At 66.3% G+C, this 17,859-nt stretch carries 19 protein-coding genes; 9 read left to right on the top strand and 10 right to left on the bottom strand.

Annotated features, from left to right (window positions below; all coding sequences use genetic code 11):
- Positions 1–99: 99 nt before the first annotated feature.
- Positions 100–957, bottom strand: coding sequence for a LysR family transcriptional regulator (locus HLG70_RS01185; protein ID WP_171664728.1), 858 nt, complete (start codon positions 955–957; stop codon positions 100–102).
- Positions 958–1,074: 117 nt separating this feature from the next.
- Here HLG70_RS01185 and HLG70_RS01180 point away from each other — a divergent pair, with 117 nt between their 5' ends.
- The 4 genes from HLG70_RS01180 (at position 1,075) to HLG70_RS01165 (ending at position 6,399) form a co-directional block, all read left to right on the top strand.
- Entirely contained in the window at positions 1,075–2,058 is a 984-nt protein-coding gene (locus HLG70_RS01180) for a DMT family transporter (RefSeq protein ID WP_171664729.1), read from the top strand.
- A 50-nt stretch (positions 2,059–2,108) separates the two neighbouring features.
- A complete protein-coding gene (mutS, locus tag HLG70_RS01175; RefSeq protein ID WP_171664730.1) occupies positions 2,109–4,763 on the top strand; it encodes a DNA mismatch repair protein MutS in 2,655 nt (884 codons plus the stop codon).
- Complete coding sequence (locus HLG70_RS01170; protein WP_171664731.1) at positions 4,760–5,953, top strand: cupin domain-containing protein; 1,194 nt, start codon at positions 4,760–4,762, stop codon at positions 5,951–5,953. The genes mutS and HLG70_RS01170 overlap by 4 nt, the downstream gene beginning before the upstream one ends.
- Before the next feature lie 218 nt (positions 5,954–6,171).
- Positions 6,172–6,399: an endopeptidase gene (locus HLG70_RS01165; protein WP_171664732.1), complete on the top strand. Its 228-nt coding sequence runs from the start codon at positions 6,172–6,174 to the stop codon at positions 6,397–6,399.
- A 161-nt stretch (positions 6,400–6,560) separates the two neighbouring features.
- On the opposite strand, the gene bamC is transcribed toward HLG70_RS01165, so the two are convergent.
- The 4 genes from bamC to HLG70_RS01145 form a co-directional block, all read right to left on the bottom strand.
- Positions 6,561–7,685, bottom strand: a complete 1,125-nt coding sequence (gene bamC / locus HLG70_RS01160) for an outer membrane protein assembly factor BamC (RefSeq protein ID WP_171664733.1) — start codon at positions 7,683–7,685, stop codon at positions 6,561–6,563.
- A gap of 17 nt (positions 7,686–7,702) precedes the next feature.
- Positions 7,703–8,608 (bottom strand): 4-hydroxy-tetrahydrodipicolinate synthase, encoded by a 906-nt coding sequence (dapA, locus tag HLG70_RS01155; RefSeq protein WP_171664734.1) that lies wholly within the window; start codon positions 8,606–8,608, stop codon positions 7,703–7,705.
- A gap of 87 nt (positions 8,609–8,695) precedes the next feature.
- The gene (locus HLG70_RS01150) at positions 8,696–9,343 is read right to left on the bottom strand and encodes a site-2 protease family protein (protein WP_171664735.1); all 648 of its coding nucleotides are present in this window, start codon (positions 9,341–9,343) and stop codon (positions 8,696–8,698) included.
- A 69-nt stretch (positions 9,344–9,412) separates the two neighbouring features.
- On the bottom strand, positions 9,413–10,039 hold the full coding sequence (locus HLG70_RS01145) for an L-threonylcarbamoyladenylate synthase (RefSeq protein ID WP_171664736.1): 627 nt from the start codon (positions 10,037–10,039) through the stop codon (positions 9,413–9,415).
- Between the two features lie 84 nt (positions 10,040–10,123).
- On the opposite strand from HLG70_RS01145, the gene ypfJ reads away from it, so the two are divergent.
- The 3 genes from ypfJ (at position 10,124) to HLG70_RS01130 (ending at position 12,486) form a co-directional block, all read left to right on the top strand.
- Positions 10,124–10,978 (top strand): KPN_02809 family neutral zinc metallopeptidase, encoded by an 855-nt coding sequence (gene ypfJ / locus HLG70_RS01140; protein WP_171664737.1) that lies wholly within the window; start codon positions 10,124–10,126, stop codon positions 10,976–10,978.
- Between the two features lie 210 nt (positions 10,979–11,188).
- Positions 11,189–11,725, top strand: a complete 537-nt coding sequence (locus tag HLG70_RS01135; RefSeq protein ID WP_171664738.1) for a hypothetical protein — start codon at positions 11,189–11,191, stop codon at positions 11,723–11,725.
- Positions 11,722–12,486, top strand: a complete 765-nt coding sequence (locus HLG70_RS01130) for a DUF1828 domain-containing protein (protein ID WP_171664739.1) — start codon at positions 11,722–11,724, stop codon at positions 12,484–12,486. Before HLG70_RS01135 ends, HLG70_RS01130 begins: the two co-directional genes overlap by 4 nt.
- A gap of 8 nt (positions 12,487–12,494) precedes the next feature.
- Here the strand turns inward: HLG70_RS01130 and HLG70_RS01125 are convergent, their stop codons facing one another.
- The 3 genes from HLG70_RS01125 to HLG70_RS01115 form a co-directional block, all read right to left on the bottom strand.
- Positions 12,495–12,770: a hypothetical protein gene (locus HLG70_RS01125; RefSeq protein WP_171664740.1), complete on the bottom strand. Its 276-nt coding sequence runs from the start codon at positions 12,768–12,770 to the stop codon at positions 12,495–12,497.
- Between the two features lie 229 nt (positions 12,771–12,999).
- Positions 13,000–13,656 (bottom strand): N-acetyltransferase, encoded by a 657-nt coding sequence (locus HLG70_RS01120; protein ID WP_234103337.1) that lies wholly within the window; start codon positions 13,654–13,656, stop codon positions 13,000–13,002.
- A gap of 143 nt (positions 13,657–13,799) precedes the next feature.
- The gene (locus HLG70_RS01115) at positions 13,800–14,546 is read right to left on the bottom strand and encodes an ArsR/SmtB family transcription factor (RefSeq protein WP_171664741.1); all 747 of its coding nucleotides are present in this window, start codon (positions 14,544–14,546) and stop codon (positions 13,800–13,802) included.
- Positions 14,547–14,633: 87 nt separating this feature from the next.
- Between HLG70_RS01115 and HLG70_RS01110 the strand changes: the two genes are divergently transcribed.
- Positions 14,634–15,905 (top strand): MFS transporter, encoded by a 1,272-nt coding sequence (locus HLG70_RS01110; RefSeq protein WP_171664742.1) that lies wholly within the window; start codon positions 14,634–14,636, stop codon positions 15,903–15,905.
- 4 nt (positions 15,906–15,909) lie between these two features.
- Here HLG70_RS01110 and HLG70_RS01105 read toward each other — a convergent pair whose 3' ends face one another.
- The gene (locus HLG70_RS01105) at positions 15,910–16,542 is read right to left on the bottom strand and encodes an FMN-binding negative transcriptional regulator (RefSeq protein WP_171664743.1); all 633 of its coding nucleotides are present in this window, start codon (positions 16,540–16,542) and stop codon (positions 15,910–15,912) included.
- A gap of 120 nt (positions 16,543–16,662) precedes the next feature.
- Positions 16,663–16,857: a hypothetical protein gene (locus HLG70_RS01100; protein WP_171664744.1), complete on the bottom strand. Its 195-nt coding sequence runs from the start codon at positions 16,855–16,857 to the stop codon at positions 16,663–16,665.
- A 296-nt stretch (positions 16,858–17,153) separates the two neighbouring features.
- Between HLG70_RS01100 and HLG70_RS01095 the strand changes: the two genes are divergently transcribed.
- The gene (locus HLG70_RS01095) at positions 17,154–17,849 is read left to right on the top strand and encodes a DUF3313 domain-containing protein (RefSeq protein WP_171664745.1); all 696 of its coding nucleotides are present in this window, start codon (positions 17,154–17,156) and stop codon (positions 17,847–17,849) included.
- Positions 17,850–17,859: the final 10 nt, after the last annotated feature.

The following is a 17,859-nucleotide window of genomic DNA, read 5'->3' as shown; positions in this document are numbered from 1 at the left end:
GGCTCTGTGGCTCCGGCGGCCTCGACGAGGGCCGCGACCTGCGATTGTGCCCGGCCGCAACCTCCGGCCGCAAGCTCGCCGGTTCGCAACCTGCTGGCCTCAGCGTTCCAGCAGGACCTCGGCAAGCGCAAGCACCTTTGCCTGCGGAGCATCCTTGCGCCAGACAAGGCGGGTTTTCACGCTGCCAAAACGCGCAGGCAGGCGATGGATGCTGAGCCGGTCTTTCTCGGCATAGCCCGCAAGCACGCTGCGCGGCACCAGCGCCACCCCCATGCCCACTGCCACGCAACCCAGTATCAGATGATACGAACCCATCTCGACGATCCGCTCGGGCATCACATGCCCCCGGGCAAACCATTCCTCCAGCCGCAGTCTGTGCGGACAGCCTGGATGAAAGGCAAGAATTGTCTTTTTCGGCAAGTCCTTGGGCGTGGCAATCGGCGCATGCCGGGCTTCCGCCACGATCACCAGTTCCTCCACATAGATCTCCCGGGTTGCCAGGCGGGGATCCGATAGCGGCCCCGCGACCAGCACCGTGTCGAGCTGGGAATCGAGCAACCGCCGGATCAGGTCGCGCGGATCGCCGGAATAGAGCTCCAGCGCGACTTCGGGATAGCGTTGGTGAAAGCGGTCGAGCGGCTCGGGCAATCTTGCCGCAGCCGTGCTTTCCATGGCGCCCACCCGCAATACGCCCACCGGCCTGTCCACTTGCACCGCGTTGCTGGCTTCCCGGGCCAGTTCAAGCAGGCGGTCCGCATAGCCCAGGAGAATCTGTCCCGATGGCGACAACTGGAGCCGGCGCCCTTCGCGTATGAACAACGCGACCCCCAGCTTGCGCTCCAGGGCCTGGATGCGCGCCGTCACGCTCGACTGCGCGCGGTGCAGAACGTCCGCCGCGCGCAGCACTCCTCCCGCCTGCACGACCGTCCTGAAAACCTGTAGGTCTGAAAGGTCCATATATCGTTTTTAGAGAATTGTTTGTTCGTTATAAATCGTTTTTATAAATTCATCCATCAACCTATAGTCACCTGGCCATGCACGGATCAGCGCATTCTCAAGGAGCCTCTGGACGACATGCCAACACAAACCCATAGCTTGTCTCCAACGCTGGCGTCCGGACGCAGGCCATGGGTGACCGGCGTTCTCTACGGGCTCGCCGTCGCCCTGATCTGGTCGGGCTGGTCCGTCGCCACGCGCCTTGCGGTCACCACCAGCCTGCGCCCCTACGACGTGACATTCCTGCGCTTTGCGGTATCCGCCCTGTTCCTGTGGCCGGTGCTTGCCCGCAACCGGCTGGACATCGCGCGGATCGGCATCTCGCGGCTGCTTGTCATGGTGCTGGGCGCCGGCGTGCCCTTCATGTTGCTTGCCTCGTCCGGCATGCGTTTCGCGCCGGCCTCGCACGTCGCCACGCTGATGATTGGCGCCATGCCGATCTGGGTAGCCGTCCTGTCCGGCCTGCTGTTCGGCGAACGCTTCACGCGACGTCAGCTCGGCGGCATGGCCGCGGTCGTCGCGGGGGTGCTCTGCATTGGCGGCTACGCCCTGCTGGCCAATCGCGCAGCGGGTGAATGGCGCGGAGACCTGCTGTTTCTGCTGGCCGGCCTTTGTTTCGCCGCCTTCACCATTGCGCAGCGCCGCTCGGGCATCAGCCCCTGGCAGGCGACGGCGCTGGTCAATGTCAGCTCTGCCGTCCTGTTCACGCCCATCTACTTCCTGTGGCTGGAACCGAACCTGTTTTCCGCGTCGCCCGGGGAACTCGCGCTGCAGGTGCTGGCGCAAGGAGTCTTTGTCGCCATCCTGGGAATGTACTGCTATGCGCAGGCCGTGCAGCGCCTGGGCGCCCCGCGCGCCGCCATGTTCGGCGCCCTGGCGCCCGCGTTCGCGGTGATGATCGGGATGCTCTTCCTGCGCGAATTCCCCGCCTGGACAACCCTGGCCGGCATAGGCCTGGTCATGGCCGGTGTTGCGCTGGTAGTCGCCGGGGGACGGGTGCGCGCCGCGGGATTGGCCGGGACGAGCAAGCCTGAGGCAGGGAAAATACGCAATACGGTCTAAAAGCTCCCTCGGCGCCGCAGTCCCTCTTCCGCCCCGATACAATCACGGGCATGAATTCAGCAATACAAAACACCGCCGCCGACGCCCACGCGGGCCACACCCCCATGATGCAGCAATACCTCCGCCTTAAAGCGGAGGCCGGACCCTTGCTGCTCTTTTACCGCATGGGCGACTTCTATGAGATGTTCTACGAAGACGCCGAGCGCGGCGCGCGTCTGCTCAACCTGACGTTGACCAAGCGCGGTTCGTCCAACGGCATCCCGATCCCGATGGCGGGCCTGCCCGTCCACGCCATGGAGCAATACCTGGCGCGCCTGGTCGCCATGGGCGAGTCCATCGCCATCTGCGAGCAGATCGGCGATCCGGCGGCGTCCAAGGGGCCGGTCGAGCGCCGCATCGTGCGCATCGTGACGCCCGGCACGCTGACCGACGACGCGCTGTTGCCGGCCAAGGCCGACCGCGCGCTGGCCGCGGTGTTCGTCAGCGGCAACGCGCGCGCGCCCCGCGCCGGACTGGCCTGGCTCAACCTGGCCAGCGGCGAGTTCCGCGTCACCGAGTGCGCGCCCGCCCAGCTGGAATCCGAGCTGCACCGCGTCGCGCCGGCCGAGATCATCTGCGCCGACAGCGCCGACTTCGATTTTCCGTTCGAAGGCGCCCGCTCGCGCGTGCCGGACTGGCACTTTGAAAACGACGGCGCGCGCGCTCATCTGCTGGCGCACTTCAAGACGGATACGCTGGCGGGCTTCGACATCGAAGACATGCCGGCCGGCATCTGCGCGGCGGGCGCCCTGCTGCGCTATGCCGCGCGTACGCAGTCGCAGGCGCTGGCCCACGTTCAAAGCCTGTCGGCGGAGCGCCCCGGCCAGTACGTGCTGCTGGATCCGGTGACCCGCCGCAACCTGGAACTGACGCAGACGCTGTCGGGCGAAGACTCGCCGACGCTGTTCTCGCTGCTGGACGGCTGCCGCACGCCCATGGGCAGCCGCCTGCTGCGCCGCTGGCTGCACCACCCCTTGCGCGAGAACGAACAGGCGCTGGCGCGCCAGCAGGCCATCTCGGCGCTGCTGGCGGGCCGCATGGACGTGGAGCAGACCTTCGGTTCGGCCGGCCTGCTCGAAGCCCTGCGCGCCGCCCTGAACGCCTTTCCCGATATTGAACGCATCGCGGCGCGCCTGGCGCTGCGTTCGGTGCGCCCGCGCGAACTGGCCAGCCTGCGCGACGCGCTGGAGTCCCTGCCCGCGCTGCGCGACCTGGTCGAACCGATGGCGGGCTCGCCCCGGCTGGGCGAGCTGATCTCGCACCTGTCGGTGGACCCTGCGCTGGCCGCCCTGCTGGTGCGCGCCATCGCGGCGGAGCCGGCCGTGGCCATCCGCGATGGCGGCGTGCTGGCGGCGGGCTTTGACGCGGAACTGGACGAATTGCGCGGCCTGGCCGCCGATGGCGGCGATTTCCTGGTGCAGCTGGAAGCGCGCGAACGCGAGCGCACCGGCATCAGCAACCTGCGCGTGGAATTCAACCGCGTGCATGGCTTCTACATCGAAGTCACCAAGGGCCAGACCGCCAAAGTGCCGGAAGACTACCGGCGCCGCCAGACGCTCAAGAACGCCGAACGCTACATCACGCCCGAGCTCAAGACCTGGGAAGACAAGGTGCTGTCGGCGCAGGACCGTTCGCTGGCCCGCGAGAAATGGCTGTTCGAACAGTTGCTGGACGTGCTGGCCGAGCACGTGCGCCCGCTGTCCGACTGCGCCGCGGCGCTGGCGGAGCTGGACGCGCTGGCCGCCCTGGCGGAACATGCGCGGCGCCACGACTGGATCGCGCCCGAACTCTCGGAGCAGGCCGACATCGACATCGAGGCCGGCCGCCATCCCGTGGTCGAACACGCGATCGAACGCTTCACGCCCAATGGCTGCCGCCTGGATCCCGCGCGGCGCATGCTGCTGATCACCGGCCCGAACATGGGCGGTAAGTCGACCTACATGCGGCAGGTGGCGCTGATCGTGCTGCTGGCCCGCATCGGCAGCTTCGTACCCGCGTCGCGCGCCCGCATCGGCAAGATCGACCGCATCTTCACCCGCATCGGCGCGGCCGACGACCTGGCCGGCGGACGCTCGACCTTCATGATGGAAATGACCGAGGCCGCCGCCATCCTGTCGGCCAGCACGCCCAACAGCCTGGTGCTGATGGACGAGATCGGCCGCGGCACGTCCACCTACGACGGCCTGGCGCTGGCCTGGGCCATCGCCTGCCGCCTGCTGGCGCACAACCGCGCGCTGACGCTGTTCGCCACCCACTATTTTGAACTGACCCGCCTGCCGGCCGAGCAGCCCGCTTCCGCCAACGTCCACCTGGCCGCCGCCGAATCGGCGGGCGGCATCGTGTTCCTGCACGAAGTGCGCGAAGGCCCCGCCAGCCGTAGCTACGGGATCCAGGTGGCGCAGCGCGCGGGCGTGCCCGCCGCCGTGATCCGCCAGGCCACCCGCGAACTCGAGCGCCTGGAAGCCCAGGGCGCGCCCACGCCGCAACTCGGCCTGTTCTCGGCCGCGGCCGAGGCCGACGCGCAGGCCTATGCCGAGGCCGAGCGCTCGGACGCCATTGAGGCGCTGGACACCCTGCGCGAAGAACTCGCCGCCATCGACCCCGACAGCCTCACCCCGCGCGAAGCGCTGGATGCCCTTTACCGCCTGAAGAAGCACCTCCAATGAACCTTGACCACCCCTTGCCGCTTCTGGGCAATCAGAGCCCCAACGACTTCATGCGCCGCTATTGGCAAAAGAAGCCGCTGCTGATCCGCCAGGCCATCCCCGCCTTCAAGCCGCCGCTCACCATCGCCGCCATCAAGAAGCTGGCGCGCCGCGACGACGTCGAGTCCCGCCTGATCTGGCGCGAGAACGGCGAATGGCAAATGGAAAACGGCCCCTTCGCGCGCCTGCCCAAGGACAACGAAGGCGACTGGACCCTGCTGGTGCAAAGCGTGGACCTGCACAGCGACGCCGCCTCCGAACTGATGGGGCTGTTCCGCTTCATTCCCGATGCCCGCCTGGACGACGTGATGATCAGCGTCGCCAGCCACGGCGGCGGGGTCGGGCCGCACTTCGACAGCTATGACGTGTTCCTGCTGCAGGCCGCGGGCGAACGTGAATGGAGCTACGGCCGCCAGAAGGACCTGTCCCTGGAGCCGGACCTGCCGCTGAAGATCCTGAGCAACTTCCAGCCGGAAGAAAAGGCCGTGCTGGCCCCGGGAGACATGCTCTACCTGCCGCCGCAGGCCGCCCATGACGGCATTGCGGTGGGCGACGGCTGCATGACCATCTCCATCGGTTTTCGCGCCCCCACGCAGGCGACGCTTGCGCGCGGCCTGCTGGAAGCGGCCGCCGACCAGGTCATGGCGCGCGTCGGTCTGTTGGGCGGCCCCTACGGCGAACCGGCGCTGCCTGGTCCGAAGCTGTCCGCCGTCTATCGCGATCCGGCCCAGCCGGCCGTGAATACGCCGGCTGCACTGCCCGACGGGCTGGTCGCCGCCACCCTGGAGACCGTGGAAAAGCTGCGCTTCGACGATGCGCTGGCCTCGCGATTCCTGGGTTGCTGGCTGACGGAGCCCAGCAACCTCAGCGTATTCGATGCGCCCGAGGGCATGGCTGTCGACCTGGAAGAAGACTGGCCCGCCGCCGGCCGCCTGGTGCTGGATCGCCGCAGCCGCATGCTGTATCGCGGCAAGCAGCTCTTCATCAATGGCGAGACGGCCATGGTGCCGGCGGACGCCGCGCTGCGCCTGCTGGCCGATGCGCGCAGCCTCGACTGCTCGGATGGCGCCTGCGCGCGCCTGTCCGACGATGCCCGCTCATGCCTGGCCGATTGGCTGGATTCGGGGTGGATCCACTACCTGCCTGCGTAGTATCTGGAAACGTCCGCGTATCTGTGTTGCACAGAAAGAAATCAGGTCTGTAAGCCGGGTCACATCAAGAAAGACATAACACGAAGCTGAAAGGTTTGTTGCCGTTGGGATGCGACCTCTTTAACTTTCATACGCGATGGCGCCGGACCTTCCTGTAGCCTGAATTCTGGTTTCCCCTAACGGGGTTTCAAGAGTCGTCATCTATAGGAGTCCAAATAATGATGAGCAAAACCTTGATTATTGCCTCGGTGCTGGCCGTCGCGCTCAGCGCTTGCAACAAGAAGGAAGATGCCCCGGCGCCCGCGACCACCCCCACCCCGGGCGCCAGCACGCCTGCACCGAGCACCACGCCCCCGGCCACCTCTCCTGCTCCGGCGCCCACGCCGGGCACCACGCCTGGCGGCGGTTCGACCACCCCGGGCGGATCGACCACCCCCGCGTCGTAATAATTCAGGCACGAACCCCCGCTCTGAAGACGCAAGAAAGCCCTGGCATGCCAGGGCTTTTTTACGCACGACGGAAACGCCCATGAAAAAAGGCCCTTGCGGGCCTTTTTTCAATTTGCCCCCTGGCGGGGACTGGAAGGCCGCTGGCGGCCCCCCAATGCTTACATCTTGTCCTTCAGCACGCTCAGCAGGCGCTGGGCGGTTGCGCTGCTGTCGGGCGTGCCGTTGGCGTCCAGCACCGTGACCGTGGTCTGGTCGCCGCTGGCGGCCAGGTGGATGCGGTACTGCGGCGCCTGAGCCTTCTTGTCGCCCGAGAACATGCGGCTGAAGAAGCCCGGCTGGTCGATCTTCTCGCCCGTGTCGGTATCCACGTAGCGCACGAAGTAGTCGCCGGCGGAACGGTCGCGGTCTTCCACGGCGAAACCGCCGCCGTCGAGCGCCACGCCGACACGACGCCATGCGCGGTCGAACGATTCGCTGACGATGAGCGATGCGCCTTGGGCGCGGACATCTTGCTGCACGGCAGGCTTTTGCGGCGCGGCTTCAGCCTGCTGCACCAGCTTGCGGGCGCTGTCGACGTCCGAGCCCAGGTAGACCATCATGCGCGCCAGCATGGCGGCATTCAGGCCCGGATCTTCCTTGCCGTTCTGCCACTGCACCTGGCCGCCGTCGGCACCCACGCGCTTTTCGAGCATCTGGCGATGGCTGACATAGACTTCGGTGTGGCCGTTGACGCGTTCGACGCGGGTGCGGAATTTCTCGCGCTCGCCGCTGTCCCAGGCCGATTCCAGCACCGCGCCCAGCGCCTGGCGCAGCCAGCTTTCCGGGATCTTGGCGCGGTTTTCAGCCCAGTCCGTTTCGATCAGGCCGGCCGCGGGGTTGTTGCTGGCCACGGTAAAGCCGTTTTCGGTCCAGAAGTCGACCAGGCGCGGGAACACTTCCTCGGGAGCGCGGTCCACGACCAGCCAGCGCAGATCACCGTCGCGCTCGACGCGCATGTCCTGGCGGCCGGGAAGCACATTGCTGGTCTTCGGGGAGCTGGCCTGGGCCTGGCCCTGCTGCTGGAACTGCGAGTACGTCGTCGAGCCCGAAGCCGGCGCGCGGTAGCGCGGATCGCTGTTAGCCTGGGTCAGATCGGGCGGAATGCTCAGAGGCTCTCCACGCTGAGTGACGGCGCTCTTGTAGTTGACGGATTCTTCATTGCCCAGGAATTGGTTGACCTCGGAGCAGCCGGCCAACAACACCAGAGACATCAATGCCGACAAACCGGCATGACGCTTGTTCATACGTATCCTCACGATATTTAGAGCAGACCCGTTTCCTGGAGCGCGCCGCGCACCGTTGCGTGATGCTGCGCCCCCAGTTCAACCAGCGGAAGCCGGTAGCCCAGTGCGCTGCGGCCCATTTCGGCCAGAGCCCACTTGACGGGGATGGGATTGGCTTCAACGAACAAAGCCTTGTTCAGACGCGCCAGGTACGCGTTAAGTTCACGGACCTTCGGCACGTTGCCAGCCAGGGCGGCGGCACAGAGCTCGCGCATGAGCTTGGGCGCCACATTGGCCGTAACGGAAATATTGCCGCGCGCGCCCAGCAGGATCAGGGCGGCGGCGGTGGGATCATCGCCGCTGAAGACCTGGAAGCTGGCAGGCGCTTCACGCAACAGCAGGCCGCCGCGGGCGATATCGCCGGTGGCGTCCTTGATGCCGATGATGCCCGGGACCTGAGCCAGGCGCAGAACCGTTTCGTTGCTCATGTCGGCAACCGTGCGGCCCGGCACGTTGTACAGGATGGTGGGCAGATCGACGGCTTCCGCAATGGTGCGGAAGTGGCGGTACAGGCCTTCTTGCGAGGGCTTGTTGTAGTAAGGGACGACCGACAGGCCGGCCTGCGCGCCAACCGCCTTGGCGTGGCGCGTCAGGTGGATGGCTTCATCGGTGGAGTTTGCACCCACGCCGGCGATGACCGGGATGCGGCCAGCGGCGTGCTCGACGGCAACGCGGATCAGTTCCGCGTGCTCTTCCATGGAGACCGTGGGCGACTCCCCGGTGGTGCCCACCACCACAAGTGCGTCGGTTCCTTCCTGAATATGCCAGTCGATCAACGACCGGTAGGCAGCATAGTCAAGGCTGCCGTCGGGCTGCATTGGGGTGACCAGGGCCACCATGCTGCCCTGGAAATTAACGCCTGCGGCGGTTGCAGGGGATGCCATAAATGTAGGGCTCCAAAGCCCCGCGGCAGGATGCCCCAGGGCCAGAATCAATGAAACCGCTGAGTTTAACGGATATTGGCCAAAATCCTACAGAAACCACTGAACGATCGTCGTCCCCAGCCCCAGCACCGGACGCATCAAAAGCCACAGCACGTCGGTGACCAGCAGGATGATGACGATCACCAGTCCATATGGCTCTATTTTCGAATACTGCCAGGCCAGGCGGTTGGGCAGCAGGCTGAAAAGGATGCGTCCCCCGTCCAGCGGCAGGATGGGCAGCAGGTTCAGCGCCATCAGCACCAGGTTGACGTTCACGCCGGCCATGGCCATTTCAAACCAGAAGCTCTCTTGCAGGCCGCTTTCCATGAACAGGCGCAGCGACAGCGCCCACAGGATCGCCATGAACAGATTGGCCGCCGGCCCCGCCAGCGCCACCCACAGCATGTCTTTCTTGGGACGGCGCAGGCGGCCGAAGTCCACCGGCACGGGCTTGGCCCAGCCGAACAGCATGCCCGGGCTGCCCAGCAGCTTGGAAGCCAGCAAGATCGCGACCGGCACCAGCAGCGTGCCGACGGGATCGATATGCCGCGCCGGATTCAGGCTGACGCGACCGGCCTGATAGGCGGTAGGGTCGCCCAGCATGCGCGCGACAAAGCCGTGAGCGGCTTCGTGCAGGGTGATGGCGAAGATAACCGGTATCGCGTAGACCGCAATGGTTTGGATGATGTCATTCATGGCGAACCGGATTGTAGATGAGCCCCGTGCCGGCGAATGCCGGCACGCAAGGCATGGCGTAGGGCAAGATCAAACAAGTCCCAGCGTGGCCGGGTCGCCGCGTCCGACGCGCACCACCACCGGCTCTTCGGCGGTGAGGTCGATCACGGTGGTCGGCGATTGCGGGCAGGCGCCCGCGTCGATGATGGCCGCCAGCTCGTGGTCGTAGCGCTCGCGGATATCCTCAGCGTCGTTCAGCGCTTCGGATTCGTCCTTGGGAATCAGCGTGGTGGAGAGCAAGGGCGCCCCCACCTGCTCAAGCAGGCCCAGCAGGACGACGTGGTCGGGGACACGGATGCCGATGGTCTTGCGCGAAGGATGCGAGACGCGTCTCGGCACTTCCTTGGTGGCTTCAAGAATGAAGGTCCAGGGGCCGGGCGTCGCGGCCTTCAGCAAGCGGTACTGCTTGTTGTCGACGCGCGCGAAGTGGCCGATTTCAGCCAGGTCGCGGCACAGCAAGGTGAGATGGTGGCGGTCGTCCAGCCCGCGCAACCGGCGCAGTCCGTCGGCGGCGTTCTTGTCGTCCAGGCGGGCGACCACGGCATAACTGGAGTCGGTGGGCACCGCAACCAGGCCCCCGTCGTTAAGCCATTGGGCGGCCTGCTTGAGCAGACGAGGTTGGGGATTTGCAGGATGAATGGAGAAATACAGGGCCATGGGTTTATCCTAACATTCTTGAAGGCCGCTCAACACAGCGGCGATGCAAAATGGCGGTAACGCCGAACCGCCCGGAGAAACAGTATGCGCCTCGATGACTCGCGCAAAAGCGACAATGTGGAAGACCGCCGAGCCAGTGGCCCACGCATCGGCGGACGGGGCACCATCGGCATCGGTACGATAGTACTTGCCTTGGTCGCCATGTATTTTGGCGTGGATCCCAGCGTGGTCCTGCAAATGGCGGAAGGTCCCGCAACGCAGCAACAGGAAGCGCCCGCCACGCGCCCGCCGGCCAACGACCCGCAAGCCGTCTTCGTATCGAAGGTGCTGGGCGAGACCGAAGACGTCTGGTCCGCCGTTTTCCAGAAAGAGCTGAACCGCCAATACGTGGCGCCCAAGCTGGTGCTGTTCCGCGGCGCCACGCCCACGGCCTGCGGCACCGGCCAGGCCGCCATGGGGCCGTTCTACTGCCCCGGCGACAGCAAGGTGTATATCGACCTGGCTTTCTTTGACGAACTGCAGAGCCGCTTCAAGGCGCCGGGCGATTTCGCGCAGGCCTACGTGATCGCCCACGAGGTCGGCCATCACGTGCAGCATCTGCTGGGCATCTCGGATCAGGTGGACAACCTGCGCCGCCGCAACCCCTCGCAGGCCAATGCGCTGTCGGTGCGCATGGAACTGCAGGCCGATTGCTTTGCCGGCGTGTGGGCGCAGCGCGCCAACGCGGCGCGCAACATTCTTGAGGGCGGAGACGTCGAAGAAGCGCTGGCCGCCGCCACCGCCATCGGCGACGACCGCCTGCAGAAGCAGAGCCAGGGCTATGTGGTGCCCGACGCTTTCACGCACGGAACGTCGGCCCAGCGCGTGCGCTGGTTCAAGCGCGGTCTGGAAAGCGGCAGCCTCAAGCAATGCGACACGTTCGGGGCCAGCTCGCTGTAATGCAGCAATGCGCCGCCGGGCACCCCGCCCGCCGGCGCCTTTGACTGTATATGCATACAGCAAAAAAGCTCATCTCGTCTTCATCTTGTAAGATTACGCCCCCTCGCAGTGTTGCTCGCGTGAGTCCGTCCGCCGCGCCGCGGGCGGCGCAGCGCATGCGGGAGCGCCAGATTTCCAAGCGCGCACTTCCAAGACCCTAAATCAGTTTCCATGGCCAACAAGTTCGAACCGTTAATCACCGTTGATGAGGTGCAAGAGATTCTTGCCGAACCCAAGGAAACCGTAAAACCGATCCTCTGGGCCCCAAAGCCCGCCTCCGGCAACAGCCAGTGGATGGAGTTCACCAGCCCCTGCCGAGTCAAGGGCGAAGTCCGCGAAGACGTGATCTTCCGTACCATCTACCGGGGCGCGCGCACCGCCGTGCACGGCCAGGCCACCATCTTCCTGACGGAAGCGTTCTGCGCCAGCCTCTTCGTGGGCCCGCACCGCGTGTTCGGCGTGGACACCGACGATTCCTTCCATACCAGCCTGGTGGGCACGGGCCGGCCGCAGTTCCGCAAGCCGCTCGCGGATCGCAGCCATGAACATATCTGGGTGGACGAAGGCGAAGGCTACGCCGAACCCGTCGTGCCCGCCCTGCACACTATCGGCGCGCTGATGCAGTATTTCCTGCCGCGGGCGAACCTGACGCTCGCCGGCGGTTTTGCGCATCCCCTCAAAGGCCGCCAAATCGAACTGATCCTATGAGCAATTTCCTGGAAGCCTCCGGCTGGACCGTCCTGCCGGCCGGCGAACACGCCATCCGCGCCGTGTCTCCCATGACACTGGGCCTGGACGGCCAGCACGCCGCCTTCTTCATCGCGCATCCCGACGACGCGTCGTTCTACCTGACCGACGCCTGTGAGACCGCGATGCACGCATCCAGCTATGGCATCGACCTGGCGGCCAAGCGCATCGATATCCTGAACGAAACGCCGGGCGTGAGCCTGGCGCATTTCGACCGCTCTGGCGCCATCGTCGCGTCGGGCCCGAACGAGCAATTGCAGGAAGCCTTGTGGGATGCGGTAAAGCTGGCGATGGCGCTGTCGTTCCAGTGCGCCAAATGGATGCCCAGGTTCAGCCAGCTTCGTTTCCGCGCCCAGGTGGGCCGCGCGCTGGCCGAAGGCGTGGGCGTGAACCGCATGGTCAAGGGCGCGCGCGCCAAGGGCAGCAGCGGCCACACGGCGGACTTCGCGTTCGCGGTGCGCGCGGCCGGCAGCACCGCGCTGACCTACATCGAACCGATAGCCCTGAAGGCCGGCAAGAAAATGGACTGGACGCAGGTCTACCAGACCCACGGCAAGATGTCCGATGTGAAGATGGCGGACGCCCGCAACTCGCGCATGGTCATCCTGGAAGACGGCGCATCGGCCGAGGAATTCAAGAAGGCCGTGACGATTCTGGAGCAGTCCGCAACGGTGCAGACGCTGGCCAAGACCCGCGACTGGCGGGAAGTCTTTTCCGTCTAGGAAAACCGTCAGGAAGGCATGTTCGTCAGGCCGTCGACGATCTCGCGGCCATGCAGGATGGCAGCATGCACGGCTTCGCGCGGACTATAGACGTAGCCGCCTTCGGCAAACTGTGGAACCGGATACTCGTCGCCGCCCTCAAGAACGGCGCCAGCCTGGACCACCATCACCGACGCGACGAATACGGGGCCACTGGACGGCGCTTGAACCTCGATAGCGCCGGCGCCCCGGGACACCTTGGCAGTCAGCCGGTATCCCTTGTAGATCAAGTTGTTCTGATGCACTTCGGATGCCCTCTCTGCGATCGAGCATACCCCGGCATTCCATGACAGTTCAGATATGTTTTGTAACTCAAGCAGAAACTAGAAACACTGTTGCGCCGCAAGACTTGCGTCCCCATTTATCCGGTATTGCGCGCGAAAGTCATCCTTTTGGCGGATAGGCAAGCCTGATGCGGCCTGCGGGGGAGTGCCGGGCATGCGCCAAACGCGGCCCGGCACTGCTACACGGGGATTACCCTAGGGCCTGTTGCGAAACCGCATTTTCGGACTGAATCATGCCTGTCGCCTGCATGTAGGCCTCCAGCGTCCAGCCCCTGCCCAGCAGGATCATGCGGGTGTGCAGGTCTTCCAGGACCCCGGCGGGTACCGTCTTGCCCAGGTAGCTCAACTGCTTGCGCCGCAGGTCCACATAGCCCAGTTCATAGTCGCGTGCCAGCCCCATCCACAGCCGGTGCGCGCCGGTCGACTGGCGCGCACCGCTGATGATGCACAAACCCGCGTCCAGTCCCCAGCGATATACCGCCGTGGCCAGACCCATGCCCTGATAAGGCTCCGCGTATTTGGAGTGCGGCGCGCGCACATAGGGATCCGCCCGCCGGCCCACTTCGATCAGCCGGTTGAACACGGTATAGCCGGCCAGCCGGGCGCGCCGCGCATCCACCACATACACGTAGTATTCGCCGTCGGCTTCGCGGTAGCGAAGCACGATGCCAGGGATGTCGGTCTGGACCTCCGGCAATCCATGCAAGCGATCCAAAGGGCGATTCATACGGTTGTGAATGGCATCGAGCTCGTTGTCCACCTCGCGGGGGGAATGATTGACGTCGATGCGCAACTCCGTCACGGTCTGCATGACATGACGGAAAGCGTGCAGGGCCAGCGTAGGCAAGGCCACCTCCTGTACAGGGTTGAGGTTATCCACGGGGGATGGGAAGACGAAAAAAAAGCCGCATTCGCGGCTGGAATGGTTGTGTGCATGGCCGCCGCCTGATGGCGGAGCGGGTGCTGCGGATCATTGCGGTGAAGGAAAGCCTAGGCTGCGGCATGCTTGTCCTTCTGCGGCCAGCTCGCGGCATGCGCGGCCGGCTGTTCGTCGGCCGGGCCGAAGAAGGCGGGAAACTGCTTCGCGCCCTTGCGCGTGACGCTCAAGGCCCGCGAGTCCAGGTTCCTGTCGATCCAGCCGCGCTGCTCCAGCGCTTCCAGCAACGCCGCGCCCAGGGCGCCGCCAAGATGCGAACGCCGCTCGCTCCAGTCCAGGCATGCGCAGGCGAAACGCCTGCGGCGCTGGCGCGCCCCCGCGACATCCACGCCCACCTGCGCCAGCGAGGCCTCGCCCAGCGGCGTCAGCACATAGTCGCGGCCATCGGCCGCCAGCCACTGGCGGGCCAGCATGGCGTCATGGATGCGCACGGCCAGCGTGCCCGCCATGTGGTCGTAGCAAGTGCGGGCGTCGCGCAGCGCGGATGGCGTGTTGGGCTTGAAGGGCACGCGTTCGGCGCCCGCGACCACCAGCAGGGCCTCCAGCGCGTGTCCGACCTCGCCGTTGGCAAGCCGGTAGTAGCGGTGCTTGCCCTGCACGGCCATCTCGACCAGGCCCTGCTCGCGCAGGCGCTGGAAATGGCTGCTGGCCGTGGAGGCGCCGATGTCGACGGCCGCGGCCAGTTCGGTGGCGGTGCGGGCCCGGCCATCCAGCAGCACGCACAGCATGCGCGCGCGCGCCGGATCGGCGATGGCTCCCGCCACGGCGGACAGGTTGACGTCGGCGAACTCGGATTCCATGATTCGCTGTGGACCAAAGTGTTGTGTGCAGGTCCTAAGCATACTGCGAGTCATCGCAACAAGAAAACCGGCCTCCGCCGCGCCCCTATGTCCTCATCCCCGTCCTTCTTCGGCTGGAAAGTCCTTTACGCCACCTTCGTCCTGGCCATCTTCGGCTGGGGCGTGGGCTTCTACGGCCCGCCCGTGTTCCTGCATGCCGTGGTCCAGCGCACCGGCTGGAGCGTGGCGCTGGTGTCCGGCGCCGTCACGCTGCACTTCCTGGCCGGCACCCTGGTCGTGGCCAACCTGCCGCGCCTGTACCGGCGCATCGGCGTCCCGCAAGTGACCCTGGCCGGCGCGGCGCTGCTTGCGCTGGGCGTGGCCGGCTGGGCCGTGGCGCGGGCGCCCTGGCAGCTGTACGCCGCGGCGGTGTTCAGCGGCATGGGCTGGGTGACCCTGGGCGCCGCGGCGGTCAACGCGTTGATCGCGCCCTGGTTCGTGCGCAGGCGGCCCGCCGCATTGGGCATGGCCTACAACGGCGCCAGCGTCGGCGGCATCGTGTTCTCGCCGCTGTGGGTGTTCCTGGTCGCCCAGGCCGGCTTTGCACAGGCAGCCCTGTGGGTCGGGCTGGCAATGGTGGCGGTGATCGCCGTGCTGTCGCGCAAGGTATTCTCGGTCACGCCGCAGCAACTGGGCCAGGCGCCCGACGGCGACGCGCAGGCCGCGCACGCCTCCGTCTCCAGCGCGCCGCCCGCGCGAGTAGGCAATCTGTGGCGTGACCGCGCCTTTCTCACGCTGGCCGCCGGGATGGCGCTCGGCCTGTTCGCCCAGATCGGCTTGATCGCGCATCTGCTGTCGCTGCTGGCGCCGCTGCTGGGCGCGCAGACGGCTGGACTGGCGATGGGCCTGGCCACCGCCAGCGCCATCGCGGGTCGCACGCTGGTGGGATGGCTGATGCCCGCGGGCGCGGACCGGCGCAAGGTCGCATGCCTGGCCTACGCCATCCAGATCATCGGCTCGCTGGTGCTGATGCTGGCCGCGGACCACGCCTGGGCGGTGTGGGCGGGCGTGGTGCTGTTCGGCTCCGGCATAGGCAATGCCACGTCCTTGCCGCCCCTGATCGCGCAAACGGAATTCGCCCGCGAAGACGCCGCGCGCGTGGTGCCTCTGATCGTCGCGCTATCGCAAGGCGCCTACGCATTCGCGCCTGCGTTTTTCGGCATTCTGCGGGCGCTGCTGCAAGCATCGGGAGGGTCGCTGGCGGGATTTCTGGCAGTGGCCGCGACCTTGCAGGCGGCCGCCATCGTGTGCTTTGCCGCCGGACGCGGCGCGCAGGCCGCGCGCAGGGCGGACGGGGCCCAAGCGTCCGGATCCGTGTAGCCCGTCAGGCCGCCCCGCCCCGGCGCGCGACCAGGCCGGCCATGACGGCATCACCCCGCTCGTTGGCCAGGCCTTCGGCCACCCCCTGGCGGTCGGCCGCCGGGCGATTCTGGCTGACCTTCCACTTGCCTTCGATGCGGGCGATGGGAATCTCGACGCCGACGATGGCGCGCATCTGCGCGGCGATGAAGTCCGCCGGCGCCTCGTCCACGCTCCAGGGTTGCGTGCGCGCCTTTTCCTGGCTGTGGGTCAGGGCATCGAGCTGCGCCCGCAGCCAGGCGGGATCGTCCTGGATCACCGGCTTGCCCCAGACGTGCACCGCCACGAAATTCCAGGTGGGAACCACCTTGTGGGTCTCGGCCTTGGTGGCATACCAGGAAGGCGTGATGTAGGCCTGCGCGCCATGAAAGACCACCAGGCATTCACCCCCCGACGCCAGTTCCGCGAGTTGCGGGTTGGCGCGGGCCACGTGCAGGCGCAGCACGCCTTGCGGCCCTTCCGGATAGAGCAGACAGGGGATGTGATTGGCCATCAGCCCGCCCTCTCCGCTGGTCATGAGGACACCCAGCGGATGGGCGCGGATGAAGTCGTGCTGGACCTCCAGGGAGTCTTCGCGAAAGGCGGACGGCAGATACATGATGACGGGAGCTGTATGTGGAGTAAAAGCACAACATACCGCTCTCGTGGCCCCATGAACAGGGCCATGCGATTTCTCTTTTATGGAGCCAGGAGGATGCGCCCCGCCGGACGCCGGCGACTATCGTCGGGAGCGCTCGTAGGCCAGGTTCATGCGATCGCGGGCCTGGGTTTCGTGCGCGTAGGCCCGGTCATAGGTTTCCAGGCACCCGAGGGTGGGATTCGGCCATTGGATTGCGGCGATCGCGGCGGTGAGTTCGTCGCGCGCGCGCTGCCATTCCTTGACGGCGGCATACCATTCGTTGGCGGTGTCCATAGCTGCCTCCCTATGTGCACACGCTTCCCATCGTAGTCCTGTCCGCGCGCGCCGCGCAGGCATTTCGCATGGCCGAAAGGATGATGCCGGCCCGGCCCGGCAACCGCCCTGCAAAAACCAGCGCCACTCCTGTAAATCAGACCGATAATTGTCAATGCATCGATGGCCTGCGCCAGCTGCCCGGGGCGCGGACAACGATAGCTGGAAGTCGGGAACACGCGCCAACGTCGCCCATGCCCGCAGCGCGCGCCGTCGGCCACCGCCGCCCGGGCGCTGCTTTCTGGAAAGGAAAGCACATGAAATCCCCCATCGCCCTAACCGCATGCTGCGCCCTCATCGGACTGGCCGGCTGCACCAACCTGCCCCACGCGCAGGACTACTCGACGTCGCTGGGCGGGACCCAGAGCCAGCTCCGGCAGGATCCCGACTGGAGCGGCGGCCGCCTCTGGGTGCGCCCGGGGCCGCCGATCGGCAGCCAGTTTGATCGCAAGCTCATCCTGGAGGACGTGACCTACATCCAGGGCGACCGGCCCGACGACCTGGACATGCGGGATGACACCGAACTGCGCAACCGGGCGCTCGCCTATGTGAACGAGGCGCTGCGCCGGGAATTCTCACAGGCCGGCTATCAGTTGATCACCACCCCGGCGCCGCGCTCGGTGCGGCTGCGCGCGGCGATCACCGGCACGTTCAGGAACGACCGCGATCCCAGGGCAATGGAATACGTGCCGATCGGCTACGTGCTGGGCCAGACGGCGAAAGCGGCGGGCTTCCGGGATCAATCCACGCGCCTCCTGATAGAAGCCTCCGCCCGCGACGCCAACACCAACCAGTTGCTGGTCGCGTCGTTGGGCGCCGTTACGGGCAGCAACCTGCCTCCGGACAGAAAGCCCACGGCGGACGACGTGCGCACCGCCATCGATGAGTGGGCGCGCAAGGTGCGTGAACAGTTCGACCGCATATGGGTTGAAGAAACGCCGGAAGCGGGTTGAACCTGGCGGC

The organism is Achromobacter deleyi, from assembly GCF_013116765.2.
GTDB lineage: Bacteria > Pseudomonadota > Gammaproteobacteria > Burkholderiales > Burkholderiaceae_B > Achromobacter > Achromobacter deleyi_A.
This window is presented reverse-complemented; position numbering and strand designations above follow the sequence as displayed.

Coding starts and splice junctions, on each gene's coding strand:
- HLG70_RS01095 (WP_171664745.1), top strand. CDS start 17,154: ATGAAATCCCCCATCGCCCTAACCGCATGCTGCGCCCTCATCGGACTG.
- HLG70_RS01185 (WP_171664728.1), bottom strand. CDS start 957: ATGGACCTTTCAGACCTACAGGTTTTCAGGACGGTCGTGCAGGCGGGA.
- mutS (WP_171664730.1), top strand. CDS start 2,109: ATGAATTCAGCAATACAAAACACCGCCGCCGACGCCCACGCGGGCCAC.
- HLG70_RS01130 (WP_171664739.1), top strand. CDS start 11,722: ATGAGCAATTTCCTGGAAGCCTCCGGCTGGACCGTCCTGCCGGCCGGC.
- HLG70_RS01150 (WP_171664735.1), bottom strand. CDS start 9,343: ATGAATGACATCATCCAAACCATTGCGGTCTACGCGATACCGGTTATC.
- HLG70_RS01105 (WP_171664743.1), bottom strand. CDS start 16,542: ATGTATCTGCCGTCCGCCTTTCGCGAAGACTCCCTGGAGGTCCAGCAC.
- HLG70_RS01100 (WP_171664744.1), bottom strand. CDS start 16,857: ATGGACACCGCCAACGAATGGTATGCCGCCGTCAAGGAATGGCAGCGC.
- ypfJ (WP_171664737.1), top strand. CDS start 10,124: ATGCGCCTCGATGACTCGCGCAAAAGCGACAATGTGGAAGACCGCCGA.
- HLG70_RS01110 (WP_171664742.1), top strand. CDS start 14,634: ATGTCCTCATCCCCGTCCTTCTTCGGCTGGAAAGTCCTTTACGCCACC.
- HLG70_RS01170 (WP_171664731.1), top strand. CDS start 4,760: ATGAACCTTGACCACCCCTTGCCGCTTCTGGGCAATCAGAGCCCCAAC.
- HLG70_RS01165 (WP_171664732.1), top strand. CDS start 6,172: ATGATGAGCAAAACCTTGATTATTGCCTCGGTGCTGGCCGTCGCGCTC.
- HLG70_RS01135 (WP_171664738.1), top strand. CDS start 11,189: ATGGCCAACAAGTTCGAACCGTTAATCACCGTTGATGAGGTGCAAGAG.
- HLG70_RS01180 (WP_171664729.1), top strand. CDS start 1,075: ATGCCAACACAAACCCATAGCTTGTCTCCAACGCTGGCGTCCGGACGC.
- dapA (WP_171664734.1), bottom strand. CDS start 8,608: ATGGCATCCCCTGCAACCGCCGCAGGCGTTAATTTCCAGGGCAGCATG.
- HLG70_RS01115 (WP_171664741.1), bottom strand. CDS start 14,546: ATGGAATCCGAGTTCGCCGACGTCAACCTGTCCGCCGTGGCGGGAGCC.
- bamC (WP_171664733.1), bottom strand. CDS start 7,685: ATGAACAAGCGTCATGCCGGTTTGTCGGCATTGATGTCTCTGGTGTTG.
- HLG70_RS01145 (WP_171664736.1), bottom strand. CDS start 10,039: ATGGCCCTGTATTTCTCCATTCATCCTGCAAATCCCCAACCTCGTCTG.